Origin of the sequence: Clostridium cibarium (genome assembly GCF_014836335.1) — a bacterium.
GTDB classification, from domain to species: Bacteria; Bacillota; Clostridia; order Clostridiales; family Clostridiaceae; genus Clostridium; species Clostridium cibarium.
Genome location: NZ_JACSRA010000001.1, coordinates 182,397 through 199,802 on the forward strand (window position 1 = coordinate 182,397; position 17,406 = coordinate 199,802).

At 29.5% G+C, this 17,406-nt stretch carries 15 protein-coding genes; 4 read left to right on the forward strand and 11 right to left on the reverse strand.

Features of this window, described 5'->3' with window-relative positions; genetic code table 11:
• Positions 1-125: 125 nt before the first annotated feature.
• The 8 genes from recJ to H9661_RS00920 all read right to left on the reverse strand — a co-directional run bounded on the left by recJ (position 126) and on the right by H9661_RS00920 (position 12,502).
• The gene (gene recJ, locus H9661_RS00885) at positions 126-1,895 is read right to left on the reverse strand and encodes a single-stranded-DNA-specific exonuclease RecJ (protein ID WP_143316371.1); all 1,770 of its coding nucleotides are present in this window, start codon (positions 1,893-1,895) and stop codon (positions 126-128) included.
• A 26-nt stretch (positions 1,896-1,921) separates the two neighbouring features.
• Positions 1,922-2,461, reverse strand: coding sequence for a DJ-1 family glyoxalase III (locus tag H9661_RS00890; protein WP_143316370.1), 540 nt, complete (start codon positions 2,459-2,461; stop codon positions 1,922-1,924).
• An 18-nt stretch (positions 2,462-2,479) separates the two neighbouring features.
• The gene (locus tag H9661_RS00895; protein ID WP_143316369.1) at positions 2,480-5,392 is read right to left on the reverse strand and encodes a DNA topoisomerase IV subunit A; all 2,913 of its coding nucleotides are present in this window, start codon (positions 5,390-5,392) and stop codon (positions 2,480-2,482) included.
• Between the two features lie 17 nt (positions 5,393-5,409).
• Positions 5,410-7,359 carry a DNA gyrase/topoisomerase IV subunit B gene (locus tag H9661_RS00900; protein WP_143316368.1) on the reverse strand — a complete coding sequence of 650 codons (1,950 nt, stop codon included), beginning with the start codon at positions 7,357-7,359 and terminating at the stop codon, positions 5,410-5,412.
• A 149-nt stretch (positions 7,360-7,508) separates the two neighbouring features.
• Positions 7,509-8,894: a glycosyltransferase family 2 protein gene (locus tag H9661_RS00905; RefSeq protein ID WP_143316367.1), complete on the reverse strand. Its 1,386-nt coding sequence runs from the start codon at positions 8,892-8,894 to the stop codon at positions 7,509-7,511.
• A 317-nt stretch (positions 8,895-9,211) separates the two neighbouring features.
• Positions 9,212-10,189, reverse strand: a complete 978-nt coding sequence (locus H9661_RS00910) for a rhomboid family intramembrane serine protease (RefSeq protein WP_143316366.1) — start codon at positions 10,187-10,189, stop codon at positions 9,212-9,214.
• 91 nt (positions 10,190-10,280) lie between these two features.
• Positions 10,281-12,074, reverse strand: a complete 1,794-nt coding sequence (pepF, locus tag H9661_RS00915) for an oligoendopeptidase F (protein ID WP_191767472.1) — start codon at positions 12,072-12,074, stop codon at positions 10,281-10,283.
• A 26-nt stretch (positions 12,075-12,100) separates the two neighbouring features.
• Positions 12,101-12,502: a DUF6762 family protein gene (locus H9661_RS00920; protein WP_143316364.1), complete on the reverse strand. Its 402-nt coding sequence runs from the start codon at positions 12,500-12,502 to the stop codon at positions 12,101-12,103.
• 177 nt (positions 12,503-12,679) lie between these two features.
• On the opposite strand from H9661_RS00920, the gene H9661_RS00925 reads away from it, so the two are divergent.
• From H9661_RS00925 to H9661_RS00935, 3 genes are all read left to right on the forward strand, one after another.
• On the forward strand, positions 12,680-13,078 hold the full coding sequence (locus tag H9661_RS00925; protein WP_191767473.1) for a hypothetical protein: 399 nt from the start codon (positions 12,680-12,682) through the stop codon (positions 13,076-13,078).
• Between the two features lie 63 nt (positions 13,079-13,141).
• On the forward strand, positions 13,142-13,798 hold the full coding sequence (locus H9661_RS00930) for a metal ABC transporter ATP-binding protein (RefSeq protein ID WP_143316362.1): 657 nt from the start codon (positions 13,142-13,144) through the stop codon (positions 13,796-13,798).
• Position 13,799: 1 nt separating this feature from the next.
• Positions 13,800-14,603 (forward strand): metal ABC transporter permease, encoded by an 804-nt coding sequence (locus tag H9661_RS00935; protein ID WP_191767474.1) that lies wholly within the window; start codon positions 13,800-13,802, stop codon positions 14,601-14,603.
• Between the two features lie 17 nt (positions 14,604-14,620).
• Here the strand turns inward: H9661_RS00935 and H9661_RS00940 are convergent, their stop codons facing one another.
• Positions 14,621-15,043, reverse strand: coding sequence for a Fur family transcriptional regulator (locus H9661_RS00940; protein WP_143316360.1), 423 nt, complete (start codon positions 15,041-15,043; stop codon positions 14,621-14,623).
• A 71-nt stretch (positions 15,044-15,114) separates the two neighbouring features.
• Positions 15,115-15,666: a manganese efflux pump MntP gene (locus H9661_RS00945; RefSeq protein ID WP_191767475.1), complete on the reverse strand. Its 552-nt coding sequence runs from the start codon at positions 15,664-15,666 to the stop codon at positions 15,115-15,117.
• 191 nt (positions 15,667-15,857) lie between these two features.
• Here H9661_RS00945 and H9661_RS00950 point away from each other — a divergent pair, with 191 nt between their 5' ends.
• Entirely contained in the window at positions 15,858-17,075 is a 1,218-nt protein-coding gene (locus H9661_RS00950) for a 6-phosphofructokinase (protein ID WP_143316358.1), read from the forward strand.
• A 30-nt stretch (positions 17,076-17,105) separates the two neighbouring features.
• On the opposite strand, the gene H9661_RS00955 is transcribed toward H9661_RS00950, so the two are convergent.
• Positions 17,106-17,399: a hypothetical protein gene (locus tag H9661_RS00955; RefSeq protein WP_143316357.1), complete on the reverse strand. Its 294-nt coding sequence runs from the start codon at positions 17,397-17,399 to the stop codon at positions 17,106-17,108.
• Between the last annotated feature and the right edge of the window lie 7 nt (positions 17,400-17,406).

The following is a 17,406-nucleotide window of genomic DNA, read 5'->3' on the forward strand; positions in this document are numbered from 1 at the left end:
TCACGAAACCAAATACTACAATTGTCTAACAAATTATTTTTTATCAGAATACAGCTGAATGACAAAACTCTAACAAAGAAAACAAAAAAGATATTTTCACTAATGAAAATATCTCTTTTCCAATATTATATTCTTATATTTTTTATATTTAGTTGAATATTTCTCTTTCCCATATACTCATTTACATTTGGAAAATAAACTATATCCATTTTAAAGCTACAATATCCATCATCTTTAAGCTTTAAAAATTTATCTTCTCCAAACTTATCCGTGAACTCTTCCTTAAAGTAGTCATATTTATCAAAATTTACTCCTTCTATATAACTATTTCCTCCAGGCAAGAGAAACCTGAACTTCATAAAATTCTTTTCTTTTCCCATAAAAAACACTCTAGTTACTTGTAAATTTCTAACAGCAAACAGAGGGCTATTATTACCTTTTCCAAAAGGTTTTAACTTCTCTATATTATTTATCAATTCTTCATCTATATTACTTAATGCAAGAGGAGAATCTATTCTAGTTACAGGCACTATATCTTCCTCACTTAAAGGACATTTTTCAATAAGAGCTTTTTTTAATAAAGGTATATTTTCTTCTTTTACTGAAAGTCCAGCAGCCATTGGATGTCCTCCAAATTTTTCTATATACTCCTTACACTTATTTAATTCTTCAAACATGTTATATCCTTCTATACTTCTAGCAGATCCTTTTGGCATATCTTTACCTTTGGTCATAACTATTGTAGGAAGATTAAATTTTTCTCTCACCCTACCTGCTACTATCCCAGCTATACTTTCATGTATATTTTCATCATAAACTAATATAACTCTTTCTTCCGGATTAAAATTCTTGTCTATTTCTTCTATTACTCTTTCCACACTTTCTGATGTTAAGTCTTGCCTTATCTTATTTAACTCATAAAGTTTTTTTGCTAACTCTGCTGCTCTTTCCTCATTATTTGTAATTAGTAATTCTACTGATAAATCTGCTGTTTCAAGTCTTCCAGTAGCATTGATTGTTGGTCCTAAAACAAATCCAAAATGATATTCAGTAATTTCTTTATTTTCAAGAGAAGTTTCCTTTATCAACGCTTTAAGTCCTTTATTTTCTGTATTGTTTATCTGTTTTAATCCTTCTTTAAGGATTATTCTATTTTCCCCAAGAATCTCTACTACATCACAAACTGTAGCTATCGCAGCATATTGAAATAATTCCTTGAATTCATCTAAGTTTTTACCCATAGCTGAAAGTAAACATAGTGAAAATTTCAACGCTATTCCTGCTCCACAAAGCTCTTTAAATTCATAGGGACAATCTTCTTGTTTTGGGTTTATTACCACATCAGCATCTGGTATTTTAAATACCCGCTCCTCCCCCTCTTCAATATATGGAATATCATGATGATCAGTTATTACCACTTTAAGCCCTATTTCCTTAGCTACCTTAACTTGCTCTATTGCCGAAATACCATTATCACAAGTTAAAATTACTTCAGCACCTTCTTCTTTTAATATTCTAATCCTATCACTATTTATTCCATATCCTTCTTCTTCTCTGTTTGGAATATAATACACAAAATTTGCTCCAAGACTTTCTAAAGTTTTATTCAATATAGTAGTACTACATACTCCATCACAATCATAATCTCCATATATTACAATTTTTTCTCCTGCTAGAATAGCTTCTTTTATTAAGTTTACTCCTTCTTCCATTCCTTTCATAGAATTTCCATCTAATAATTTTTTTAGATCGCCATAAAGGAAAAGGGATGCATCCTCCTTAGAATATATCCCTCTATTAGCAAGTAATCTTAATATTAATGGATGCAACTCTATCTCACTTTTTAGCATTTCAAATTCTTTTTTCTTATTAATAACCATCCATTTTTCTTTCAATTCACTCATCCCCGCAACTTTATAAATTAGCTATATAACATTCCATCACTTATCGCTTTGTATTTATCATTTCCTAAAATTTCTAATAGTTTATATGCAAATTCCATAGCTGTAGCAGGCCCTCTACTTGTTATAATGTTTCCATCCACAACAACTTTCTCTTCTTTATAATTACATCCTTGTAATTCATCTTCGAAACCTGGGTATGAAGTTATACTTTTACCCTTAATAATATTTGCAGATCCAAGAACTATTGGTGCTGCACATATAGCTGAAACTAACTTTTTATTTTCATGAAAGTATTTAACTATTTCAAGTACTTTTCTATTTTCCTGTAAATTTCTAGCTCCAGGCATTCCTCCCGGAAGAACTATTAAATCATATGATTTTATTTCTTCATCTAATATTTTATCACTTTTGACTTCAATACCATGTGCACCTAAAACATTAATTTTTTCTAAGGATACCATATGACAAGTAACTTCCGCTCTTCTCATAATATCCACCACAGTTAATGCTTCAATTTCTTCAAAGCCTTCTGCTAATAACACAGCAACTTTTCCCATTTCCATACCTCCTATAAATTATATCAAGCTTACATTTTTTATTTCATCATCTAACTGAACAATCATTATACTACTTCCTCTTCCAGCTCGATTTTGAAGTTTTATATCTTGTAACAATACTTCTCTAACTTCTTTATTTTTCGTTAATAACTGTAATTTATACTTATCTATTGATGTTACGGCAATTTCTCCTGTACTCATCTGCTCCATGTTGACAAATGATTTTGCATATACTATTTCATCATCTTCTTTTAGGCTTATCCCAGTAACTCCAGAAGCAACCTTTCCCATAAGACTTACATTATTAACCGGGAACCTAATAGCCATACCCTTTTTAGTTATTATAACTAAATGCCCTAAGTTTTGATTTGATATATCTACAGATACCACTTCATCATCTTTATATTTAAATTTATAAACTTGTTGAATTAAATAATCTCCACTTAATTCTTTTAAATTTGTCTTTTTAACAAGACCTCTCTTAGTAATAGTGTATACTGCAAAATTCTCATTAAATTCTTTTAAAGAATATATAGCAACTACTTTTTCTCCTGCTTCAAGTCCATCAACCAAATTATTCAATGGAATTTCATCTTTAATAGCTTCTTGTATCAAAAATGCTTTCAAGTTTATTACATGTCCTTTATTTGTAAACAGTATAAGATTACTTTCTGAATCTGTATTAACTTTTAGTAAATCATTTTTATTAGCTCTTGCAAAACCTTTTAAATTACCTTTCGCTGTAATACCAACTGTATATTCAACAAATTTCATACTATCAACATATTCAGCACTTATTACTTCATCCTTTTCTGAAAGATTAAATAATTGAAGTCCAAGAATATTCCTTGGAGAATCTTCTAGAGTAGGAACTTTCAATGTAAATTCTAATCCCAATCTAGTATTAACTTTCAAGAATTCTTTCTCTTCTGCTTCTATCTCAGCCTTTATTACCCTCTCATTAGTTCTTAATTTACTTGCTTGAATTTTTGAATAGCTAGTTTCAAATTTATCTAGAGAACTCTTTTTTATACTTCCTTTATTTGTAATAACCTTAACAAATTTATTTGGATCAAGATTATCTACTGAAACTATCCCTACTACTGATTCTTCTTCAGAATTGAATGATTTTATAAGGGTATCTATTCTCTCTCCTTTTTCTTTCCACTTACATTCCGGAATATTTATTCCTCTAATCTTATACATATTACCTTTATCTGTAAACAGAAGCAAGTTATCTTTTGTATTTGATTTAATAAGATATTTTAATTCATCTCCTTCTCTATACTCTATATCCTCTGGATTTGAATTAGATCTTACATAATTCTTTTGAGGTATTCTTTTAATGAATCCATCTTTTGATAAAGTTATCATTACATCTTCAACGACCAATAACTCTTCAACATTTATTTTAGCTTCACTGTCATCTTCTATTATCTCAGTTCTTCTTGGATTTTCATATTTTTCAGCTAATTCCTTAAGCTCATGTTTTATTACTTTTAATAACTCTCTGTCATCTGATAATATCTTTTTAAGTCTTTTAATGGTCTTTTCCAATTCCTTGTATTCTTTTTGAAATGTAGTTATTTCAAGTCCTGTTAACCTATAAAGCATTAACTCTAAAATTGCTGTTGCCTGTGCTTCTGTAAAATCAAATTTACTAATTAGATTTTCTCCAGCATCCTTTTTGGATTTAGACTCTCTTATAGTCTTAATAACATCATCCAAAATACTAATAGCTTTAATAAAACCTTCAACTATATGAAATCTTTTCTCTGCAATTTCAAGTTCTCTCTCACTTCTTCTTTTAATTATTTCTCTTTGATGATTGACATAATGAGTAATAATAGTCTTAAGTCCCATAGTTTCTGGCTTTCCATCTGCTAAAGCTACCATATTAAAACTTACATTACATTGAAGATCTGTCTTCTTAAACAAATATTTTAATACTTTATCTGCTACGCCTTCATCAGCTGATTTTCTAAATTCAATAACTGCACGAATTCCACTTCTATCTGATTCATCTCTAATATCTGTTATTGATTCTAGAGCTTTTGCATGTCTTTTATCACCAGTCATTTCTGAAATTGTCTGAAGTAACTTAGCTTTATTTCTTTTGTATGGAAATTCAGTAATTACGATTCCTACTCTGCCATTTTCTAATCTCTCAATAGATGTTTTTGCTCTACAAGTTACCTTACCCTCACCTGTTTCATAAGCTGATAGTAAAGAATTCTTTCCTATCAAAATTCCTCCTGTAGGTAAATCTGGTCCTTTTATATATTTCATTAACTCTCTAGTACTTATTTCTTGATTATCTATATATGCCAAAACACCATCTGTAACTTCTCCTAGGTTGTGAGGTGGTATATTGGTTGCAAGACCTACTGCAATACCAAAGGTTCCATTTACTAAGAGGTTAGGATATCTACTAGGTAATACTTTAGGTTCTAATTCACTATCTGAATAGTTTGGAACCATATCTACTGTATCCTTGTCTATATCTCTTATCATTTCCATAGCTATATTTGAAAGTCTAGCTTCTGTATATCTCATAGCAGCTGCACTGTCACCATCGATAGATCCCCAGTTTCCATGTCCATCCATCAAAGGCTCCCTAGTTGAAAAATCCTGTGCTAATATTGCCATAGCATCATAAACTGAGGAATCTCCATGTGGATGAAATTTACCTAAAATATCTCCAACTATTCTTGCTGACTTGTAGTAAGGTCTATCCGGATAAGCTTTGAGCAAATAAGCTCCATATAATATTCTTCTATGAACTGGTTTAAGTCCATCTCTAACATCTGGCAAGGCCCTTTCTTTTGCAACTTCTATTGCATAAGGTAAATAATTGTCCGGCATCGCCTCTTCAAGTGGTATCCTAATAATATTGTTATCCTTAGGAATCTTCGTAACTTTTTTAGCCATATTTTACTCCTTTCCTCCTAGAATTCACCATACTTGTACATATAATTTTTTCTAGGTTCAACAATATCACCCATAAGCAGTGATACCATTCTTTCTGCTTTTGCTGCATCTTCTATAGTTACCTGAAATAAAGTTCTACTTTCTGGATTCAAAGTAGTATCCCATAACTGATCAGGATTCATCTCTCCAAGACCCTTATATCTTTGTATTAATGCTCCCTTACCTATCTTCTTCTTCACTTTTTCAAGTTCGTCATCACTATATGCATACTCATGAATATCTTCACCTTTGACTTTTTTATACACTTTATACAATGGTGGCTGCGCTAAATACAAATGACCATTTGCAATTAATGGCCTCATATATCTATATATATAAGTCATCCATAAGGTCCTTATATGGTATCCATCTACATCAGCATCACTCATTATTATTATCTTATCATACTTTAAATCTTCTTCTTTATAGTTATCTAAAGTACCTGTGCCTACCGCTGCATTAAAAATTCTTAGTTCTTCTGAAGCAAGAACATTTTCAAGTTTTTGTTTTTCAGTGTTCATTATTTTTCCCTTTGATGGCATTATAGTTTGGAATCTTCTATCTCGAGCCTGTTTTGCTGATCCTCCAGCTGAATCTCCCTCAACTACTATAAATTCATTAATAGTATTGTCCTTATATGTACAAACTGCAACCTTCCCAGCTAGAGGTGCTGTACCTTTACCTATCTTTTTCTTTTCAGCATCATTTATCTTTTTAATTTTTTCTCTTCTTTGAGCAGCTTGAAGAGCATTATTAATTATACTAGTAGCTAACTCTTTATTATCTTCAATCCATTCTAAAAGTTTTGTATATGCTAAATCATTCATCATAGTATAAGCTTCATTGTTTCCAAGCTTTGTTTTAGTTTGCCCTTCAAAAACTGGATTAGTTATTTTAATTCTGACAATTGCAGTCATTCCTTCTCTTAAATCATCACCTTCAAATTCCTTGTCTTTCTCCTTTACAAGGCCAAGTTTTCTTGCACCTTCCTTAAAAGCTCTAGTCATTCCGGTTTTAAACCCAGTTTCATGAGTTCCTGCTTCTGTTGTAGGTATATTATTTACGTAACTTGCAATATTATCTGTAGTTGAATCTGTAAACTGTATACACACTTCTCCATACATCTGAAGATTATTTACGGTTCTATCTCCTTCAAAAAGTATTGGAGTTTCGTGAATGGGTGTCTTACTCTCATTTAAATAATCTATAAAATCTAAAAGTCCCCTTTCAGAATAATATTCTTTATTTACTTCCTCTTCTTTTCTTCTATCTATTAATTTAAGTTTAATCCCTTTATTTTGAAACGCCAATTCTTGTAATCTCTCATCAATTACATCAAATTTAAATTCTGTTGTTGAAAAAACATCTCGATCTGGCATAAATGTTATTCTCGAACCAGTTTTTTTTGATTTACCAACGACCTCCAACTTTGTCACAGGAGTCCCTGGCATATCTTTCTTTAAACTTTTATCGTATGCATATTCAAATCTTTGGCGATATATATTGCCATTTTGATGAACTTCAACCTCTACCCATTTAGAAAGCGCATTTACAACAGCAGCTCCTACTCCATGGAGTCCTCCTGAAGTCTTATAATTCTTATTATCAAACTTTCCTCCTGTATGAAGTTCTGTAAATACCATCTCTACACCACTTTTTTTCTTTACTGGATGTATTCCTGTTGGTATACCTCTTCCATTATCTACTATGGTAACACTTTTATCTTTATTTAAAATAACTTCTGCAGTATCTCCATAACCATTAGTTATCTCATCAATGGAATTATCCAATATTTCCCACACACAATGATGCAATCCCTTTGTCCCTGTAGACCCAATATACATACCTGGTCTAACCCTAACAGGTTCTAGTTTTTCTAAAGAAGTTAAGTCCGTTACATCATATGTCGTATTAATATCCTTCACCATAACTGTCCTCCAATTTATCTAATGTGAATTATTTATAGTCTATTTGTATAATCTCTAACTTAAAATATACTTTTTTTTAAACATTCTGTCAAAACAATTAAGGCGAAGCAATCTGAATTATCAGTGCCTCGCCTTAATATTATATACAATTATACATCATATATTTCTACATTTCTTACGTGTTTTGTTGGATTCCACTCTTTATTATTCTTTCTTAGTATACCTTGTATTGTAATAGGTATCCATGTCAATGTATATATTCCATATAGTAAAAATCTAAAGAAAAAGAATAAAGCTTTCTTTCCTAAAAGGAAAAATGTTGCTAAAAGGAATCCTCCATAAAAGGCTACATTTACTCCTAAAACAAATAATTCATCCCCACCCTTAGCTACTAATGGAAATATGAAAATATTTGATGAAAATAACACAAACATAGCAAAAAAACCTTTTGTTATTTTCTTATCTAATATAAGCACTAATGGTGTTATTATAAACTGTATTAATGCAAACACTTGAAAACCTATATTATTAAATAAATCATTTATTACGAAAATATTTGCTCCAAAATTACTTTGTATAAAAGTTAGAACAGCAGCTACACCTATAAGTAATGTTGCAAAAGGTTGTAATACATACAATCCAGCATCAAATATGTACCACTTTCTCTCTTTTATTGATTTCTTAAAAAGTTTAACGCAATATCTTGATGCTACATCTGTAAATCCTTGCATCCATCTTCTTCTTTGAACCCATGATTGCTTTAACCCTAGTGGCTTCTCATCATAGATTTTAGCATCATGTGCCCAACCCACTTTTTCTCCATTTAATACCAATTTACAAGTGAACTCTAAATCTTCTGTTAAACAAGTTGCACCCCACCCTAACTCTTTAAGAGTTTCAGTTGCAATTGCAAATCCTGTTCCTCCAATTTGATTTGATAATCCAACATTATTTCTAGCAAGTTGGAACATTCTATTTTGAGACCAAAATGCTATTGAATATGATGTTGCAATCCATGAATCATCTGGATTCTTACTATCTATATAGCCTTGTACAACTTTATATCCCTGATTCATTTTCGAATTAATTTCTTTTAAAAAATCTGTATGAACTAAATTATCAGCATCAAATATGGAAATTGCATCATATTCTTTATCCATCTTAAATAACTTATCGAACATCCATTCTAAAGCATAACCTTTACCTCTATTATCCTTATTAACTCTCTCACATACAGTAACGCCATCATATTTTCTTGCTATTTCAGCTGTCTTGTCTGTGCAGTTATCAGCAATAATATAAATATCAAATAATTCCTTCGGATAATCTTGTTTTTGCATACTTTCTATCAGCTGACCTATTACTACTTCTTCATTGTGAGCTGCCACTATCATTGCAAATTTGTTATTAGGTGTATAATCTTTCACTTCTTTTTTTCTATGCAATCCAAACAAGCCTAATATGGCGTAGTAACATGTAATTACAAATACAAAAATTTGGAACACCGCTGTAATTGTATATATAATATCTCCCATTTTTTTTCACTCCTAATGCTCTAATAAGATTGTAATCTCATTTATTATTTTATCCTATTTATGTCATTGTACATCCTTATTAATATAGTTCAATTACTTTGAAAAATCAAGTAGCTAAATCTTAATTTTAAATTAAACTTTCCTTTTGATATTAGTTTATCTAATATTGGTTTTCATATTAATTTTGTTTATGGCAACCTAGCTATTTAAATCATATTTCAGTTTTTTATGTAAAATATTTTTCAAAAATATCTCACTATAATATATACATAATTTTTATTATATATTCATTAGAACTCACTGTATATTAGAAAATACTAGTAAAAACTTTTTTTACTAGTAAGTAAAAATATAACAGAAATTATCATTCCACCTATAAGTCCTCCAAAATGAGCATAATTATCTATATTAGGTATAGTTGTTCCTATATATATATTAAGCGCTACTACAATAAGAATATTTGTTATAACCCCTTTATTTATCCTATCCTTTTCTTTTATTGCAAACGAAAGTAATGCTCCTAATAACCCAAAAATTGCTCCCGATGCACCAATTGATAATGTATTCGGAGCTAAATAATAGCTAAACAGACTAGAAGTTATACCTGCAATAGTATAAATAATTATATATTTTAATTTTCCAAAAATAATTTCTATCTGAGATCCTATAATATACAATGAATACATATTTGTGACTATATGTATAAGTCCTCCGTGTAAAAAATTACAAGTTATTATTCTCCACCATTCTCCATTGTTAATTAATGGCCCGAATTTTCCTCCTAACAGCAATAATACTGCGCCATCTATATCCAAAAAGTTATCTGATAGTATTCCACTTATTACATATAAAATTATATTAATACTTATTAGCGCTATCGTAATCACATAATTACTTTTATTTTTCTTATGCGGATTTTCACTTCTTCTGATGATTTCTACAGCAGCATTACCAATACCCTCCAAAGATTGATCGCAATACATTATTCTATGACTATTTATATTTATAACTACTCTAGGATAACTACCATGAAACTCTCCTATATATTCACTATTAGTTAAAACAATAAGATTTAAAGAGAAATTCATTCCGCTTTTTAAAAGATGTTCTCTTACCTCACGTTCATCTATATCAGCATTCTTATCATCTGTAATAGCTATTGCAAATATTCCTTGTGGAAACTTTTTTACAGCTATCCATATCTCTCTTTTAGTATAAAGATTTTTGCACTGGTCCATATAAAACCCTTCATTTTTAGTTAGATAGCTAAAAATATTCTTCATCATTTTATTCATTTATCTCACCGACCTCACAAAATTAAAATATTGGATTAATTAAACTACTATGGAAAGTTCAATCAATCCAATATAACTAACACTTATTTTTTTATAATTCTTCTAACATATCCAAAAGTTCATTAAATCTATCTAAAGTGGCTTCTATTGGTTTTGGTGTAGTCATATCAACTCCTGCATCCTTTAGTATATCTATTGGATACTTACTTCCACCCATGCTTAAAAATCCTAAATATTTTCTAACTGCATCTGGCTCCTTATTAATTATAGACTTTGCAAAAGCTGATGCTGCAGAATAACCTGTAGCATATTGATACACATAGAAATCTGAATAAAAATGTGGAATTCTTGCCCATTCTATATCCATATCTTCATCTACTATCATATCTTCTCCAAAATATTTTACATTAAGCTCATGCCATTTAGTATTATAATCTTCAGCCGTAAGTGAAGTCCCTTCATTCAAGGTATTATGACTAAACAACTCAAACTCAGCAAACATTAATTGCCTAAATACTGTTGTTCTTATTTGTTCTAACTCTTGATTTATTAGGAACAACTTTTTATTTTTATCTTGTTCTTTTTCAATTAAATAATGAATTAATAATGCTTCATTAGTAGTAGATGCTACTTCTGCACAGAACAAAGTATAACCTGCATAATAATATGGCTGTGTCTTTCTTGAATAATACGAATGTATAGAATGCCCCATCTCATGAACTAAAGTCGATACATCATTTAATTCATAATTATAATTTAGTAAAACATATGGCATTGTATCATAGCTGCCCCAAGAATAAGCTCCTCCTCTCTTCCCTTTGTTCTGATATATATCTATCCATCCACTTTTTATACCTTTATTAAATATATCTAGATATTCTTCTCCTAATGGATTTAGTCCTTCATGAGCTATTTTTACTGCCTCTTCAAACGTTACATGTTCCTTTTTCACCTCAATGATAGGCACATAAAGATCATACATATGCATCTCATCTAATCCAAGAAGCTTCTTTTTAATTTTTACATATCTATGAAGAGATGAAATATTATTGTTTATAGTTTCTATAGCCTTTTCATAAACAGATAAAGGAATGTCGTTTGGCTCAAGTGATGCTTCAAGTGGTGAATTATATTTTCTAACTTTTGCATCAAAATTAAAAGTTTTTACTGAAGCCGTAAGGGATGTTGCAAGAGTATTTTCAAGTTTTTTATACTCCTTAAATAATTTTTTTAAAGCTTCACAACGAACTTCTCTATTTTTGCTCTTTATAAATGTTGAATAATTTCCTTCTGTTAGCTCTACTTCATCCCCATCTTCATCTTTAATCTTTTCGAAAGTCATATCAGCATTTGTTAACATATTATGAATACTTGATGGAGCATCTAAACAATCTGAAGCTAATGCTAAAAGTTCTTCCATATCCTTTGTAAGGACATGCTTCTTTTCTTTTAAAATATTTTTCAACATGAATTCATACAACTTAAATCTTTCATCATTCTTAATTAAATCTTCTACGAATCCATCATTTAATGCAAGTATCTCTGGAACGAAGAACGCACTATAACTTCCAAGTTCAGCCATATATGCATCAATTTTATTCATATCACCTTGTGCATTTTGATTTGTAGTATCTTCATCACATTTCATATGTGCATATACATAAAGCTTTTCAGCTTTTCTTGAGATTTTCTCATTAAATTCAAGATAATTTAATATCTCTTCCTTATTTCCTAGCTTTCCTTCAAACTCTTTAATTTTCGTACTCTCATTCTTTAAACTTTCAAAATCCTTTTCCCAATCCTCTTGATCTTTATAAATCTTATTAAGTTTCCATTTAAACTCTTCAGATATTTCTTCTCTCTTTTTAATTACTTTATCATTCATTTTGGCGCCAAATGGCTACCTCCCTTCTAATCTTTATACTCATCTTCTTTATCACTTATTGCTGTAAATGCATTCTTCATCTCCTTTTCTATAATTTCTACAACCTTATTTATAGAATCATTCATCTCTGCATGATTATCACTATATTCAAATTTCACAATAAATGTTGGATTATATTCATCTAAATCTTCTTCTATTCTAAATCCCTCTTCTTCGAAAGAAGTTTTATTAAATAAATCATATATAGCTGAGTATTCCCATTCCTCCACATCTTTATTTGTATCAAAGTATAAATTCACTTCATTATCTAGCACAAATAATTTTGTAACGTATAAAGCCCCTTCATTAACTTCAAAACTTCCTAATTCCTTTGTTATATATCCTGTCTCTTTATCTTTCTCCATTAAAACTAAACTTGAAAAATCCATCTTTCTCATCCTTTCAGTACTCTCTTTATTAATGTCTCCTCTTATTATAGAATTTATTGGCTATTTTAATCAATAGATGCTTTAATTAATATTTTATAAATTAATTTCCACCCATTTGGGTTTATGATTATGTAAAAATATGGTAATATTTTCTTAAAAGAATAAGGAGGTATTAAAATGCAGAGAAGAAGTAAAGTAAGTAACAAAAATCCAAATAGCAGAATTATACGTTTAAGAAGGAGAAAAAAAATAAGAAGAATACGATCACTTATATTATTAACTATTATTACTCTTTTATCTATTTACCTATTACGAAAATTATATATAAAAAATAAAAGTAAAAACTTACAATATGCCATTGAATACTCATTAACTTCTGGTAATTCGAAAAATCAATTACTAAGAGTTCAAAATATATCTTTAATATTTAATGATAATAAAAACGCAATAGTAGAAGTTTATGGTCTTAGCAAAAATGAGCCTCACGCTTCAACTAAAATTAGAGGCACCTTTAAAAGAGGTGCATTAAACTCTTGGAATTTAGAAGAATCAAAAATAATTCAAAATGAAACTTAGTAGTTGCAAATTATTTGCAGATAAGTATATAATATAAGTTAGATTATTATGGGAGCTGATTTTGTGATAAAAATTACCAACATGAATTTTAGCTATGATAAATCCCAATTGCTATTGAATAATATAAATTTACATATACCTAAAGGTATATATCTTTCAATAGTAGGCGAAAATGGTAGCTGTAAAACCACATTAATAAAACTTATTTTAGGATTACTTACTCCTAATTCAGGATCTATAGAAGTTAATGCTTCAAAGATTTCCTATGTTCCTCAAAGAGTGGATGGTTTTAACTCTGATTTTCCTATTTCAGTATTTGAAATATTAAAAACACACTCTAAAGCATTACATCTTAACTCAGATAGAGCTATAAACGATGTACTAGCAAAAGTTAACATGGAATCATTTAAAGATAGCCTTATAGGTAATCTTTCTGGTGGACAACAACAAAGAATATTTATAGCTAGAGCACTAATGGGAAATCCAGATTTAATAATATTAGATGAACCTTCAACAGGAGTTGATTTTAAAAGCCAACAAGAAATTTATTCTATATTGAACTATATAAATAAGGAATTGGGTACCACTATTATCTCTATAGAGCACAATATGGATATTGCAGCAAAATACTCTTCTCATATATTAAAAATTAAAGAAGGAAAGGTATCTCTTAAAACATGCGAAGAATTCATGGATGAAATGCCTTTAAGAGGTGCTTAGAATGTTTCAATATGATTTTATGACAAATGCTGTTATTGCAGGGGCTATAGTTTCAATTCTTTGCCCTATAATCGGCTTATTTATAGTACTTAGACGTAATTCCATGCTAGGTGATACACTATCCCACTCCTCCTTTGCAGGAGTAGCTATTGGTTTAGTAATGGGAATAAATCCAATTTTATCTTCTTTCATTTTCACGTCATTATGTGCTATTGTTATTGAAAGCTTAAGAGGATATTTTAAAAAGTATGCTGAACTTGTAATGTCTATTGTTCTTACACTAAGTCTTGGCATAGCTATCATATTAATAAGTTCTGGAAAAACTACTGCAAAAGTAAATTCAATACTCTTTGGTAGCATTTTAACTATTTCATCCCAAGACTTATTAATTATATCTATTGTAGGAATAATTTGCTTAATTGTCCTAGCTATCATTTATAATAAATTAATTTATGTAATATTTGATGAAGAAGGAGCCAAAACAGCTGGAATAAGTGTCAAGCTTATCAATTATTTATTTACAATCCTAGTTGGAGCTACAATTTCTTTATCAATTCAAATAATGGGTATACTCGTTATATCTTCAATGATGATTGTACCAGTGGCAACTGCAATGCAACTTAAAAAGAATTTTAGCAAAACATTATTATTTTCAGTTTTATTTGGTTTTATTGATATAATGCTTGGGTTAATTCTATCTTACTATGCTGATAGTGCTCCTGGAGGAACTATAGCTGTTGCATCAGTAATTATTCTAATATTAATTTTAATTATTAAAAACATTCGAAAAAGGAATAAAATCTAAATGATTGCATTTAGATTTTATTCCTTTTTCGAATGTTTACTGCATTCCTTACATACCCCTGTCATGACCAAATTATGTTTAGTTAAAGTAAATCCTGTTTCATTTTGAACTATTTCTTCAATTTGCTTCATGGGACAAGGGACTTCAACTTCCTTATGGCAAATGTTGCATTTCAATAAATGTTTATGTTCTTCACCTTTAAGTTTATATGAACACATTCCCTCTTTTAATGGAAACTTATCTATTATTCCCTTTTCCTCAAATAATTCTAATGCTCTATAAACTGTACTCAAATTAATATCTACTCCAGTTTTCTTACATTCTTCCAATATAGCATCTGCACCCATACTTTTATGAGCCTTAGTTAGTATTTGTAAAATGGCCACTCTACCTTTAGTTATTTTAAGATTGTATCTTTTTAAAAGATCATTAAACATCACAATTCCACCTACAATTCAAATTGTATAATTATGTTTTTATTATAGCATAATATTTTTGAGTACTTCTACTTCTAAAAAAATATTATTTTTATGGAAAATAGTATAAGTGCAAGACCACCAAATAAATTTGCATATTGTTTTACAAAACTGATTTTCCTGATAAACCTACAAATAGAAAACCCTATTGTACAAATTAGCAAAGTTATCAACCCAATTAATATGGTATATAAAAACAAAACAGAAATTCTTTCTATATTATTAAAAATAGTAAAACCAATAACTAGAGCATCTATACTTACAGAAATACCTAATATTATAATCATAGTTTTTTTCGTTAGTATAGAATCATCATTATTTTTCAAACCATCTACTATCATAAGTATTCCGACACTACCTACTACTATTCCTCCTATAGTACTGGATATAGGAATTAAATAATTATTAAACAAATAACCTGATATACCTCCTATAAAAGATAGAAGAAATTGAAAAAATCCAAAAGAGAAAATATATAGCAACTTCTCTAGCCTTTTCACCTTATCATTTACACCAATTCCCAAAGTAACTCCAAAAGCATCCATAGCTAGCGCTACACTAACAATAATTACATCTACTACTTCCATACTTACCCCCTAAACATAAATATATATTCTATTAATAATAGTTTTAATTTAAAATTATTATGCTTTTTTTTAAAACTCTTTATTAATAGTCATTTTTATTGTATAGTATTAAATAGAGTAGCTATTTACACTATATTGTATAGCACATTAGCCGCATATAATATAAATATTACATATAAAAGGAGTCTATTATGCCAAATTGTATAATTGCACAATCTGGTGGCCCTACTGCCGTAATTAATTCAAGCGTAGTAGGACTACTTAGAGAAAATCAAAAATTAAATAAATTCGAAAAAGTTTACGGTGGTCTAAACGGAATAGAAGGAATTTTAAAAGGAAATATCATTGATTTATCAGCAATACCAGATGAAGATATTAACAAATTCCAATATACTCCTTCTTCAGGGCTTGGGTCTTGTAGATATAAGATGAAAAACATTGAAACATCTACAGAAGAATATGACAAGCTTTTGGATATATTAAAAAAATTAGACATTACAACTTTCTTCTATATTGGTGGTAATGATTCAATGGATACTACAGCAAAGCTTGGAAGATATGCAAGAGAAAATTCCTTAGACATAACATTTATCGGAATTCCTAAAACAATTGATAATGACTTAATGTATACTGATCATACTCCTGGTTTCGGAAGTGCGGCAAAGTTTATTGCAACCTCTACTTTGGAAGCATATTTTGATTCTTCAGTTTATATTAATAATGGAATTTTTATTCTTGAAACTATGGGAAGAGATACTGGCTGGTTAGCTGCATCTGCATGTATGGCGCAATATAACGACAAGCCTGTTGCGGATTTTATATATTTACCAGAAAAACCTTTTGATAAAATAAATTTCATTGAAGATGTAAGAAGAAAATTTGAAGAACAAAATCAAGTCTTCATAGTTGTATCAGAAGGTTTAAGAACTGCTGATGGAAAATTTGTTGCAGAATTTGACTGTGTTTCTCAAGATACCTTTGGACATACACAATTAGGTGGGGTAAGTAACTTTTTAAGACAAGTTATTTTAGATTCTGGAATAACGACAAGAGTAAAGGCTCTTGAACTTGGTATCTTACAAAGATGTGCAATGCATTCAGCATCACAAATTGACATAAATGAAGCTTTTAATGCAGGTGCCGAAAGCTTAAAACTTGCTTCTCCAGAAAATAATGGCTATATGATCTCTATAAAAAGGGAATCAAACTCTCCATATAAAACTTCATATGAGTTAGTTGCTGCTGATAAAGTAGCAAACAATGTTAAATATTTTCCTGTAGATTGGATTAACGAAAATGGAAATCAAATAACAAAAGAAGCTTATAAATATTTTGAGCCATTACTTCAAGGTGTTCCTACTTTATACACACTTAACAATATTCCACAGTATAAAGTGTTTACTAAATAATAATTACCAAATAAAGATGAGACAGGTACTTTATCCTGTCTCATCTTTATTATCCTCTATATATTCATATATAAAAGCCGGTAAAACACTATAACACAGCATAACCCAAATTGTTTCTATTATTAACTTATTTATAATATCAACCGGAACAAGCAAAAATAACAAGAAGAACATAAGAAAAATTGATATCATTAATATTTTACTTATCATGGTAGCTATCAATGTTCTGCCGCAATTAGGACAAATAACTTTTTCCATTGATTTCTGTCGTAATATATATGCTATACTGATTTCATATTTACACCTTTCACATATCTTTCCCAAATTTATA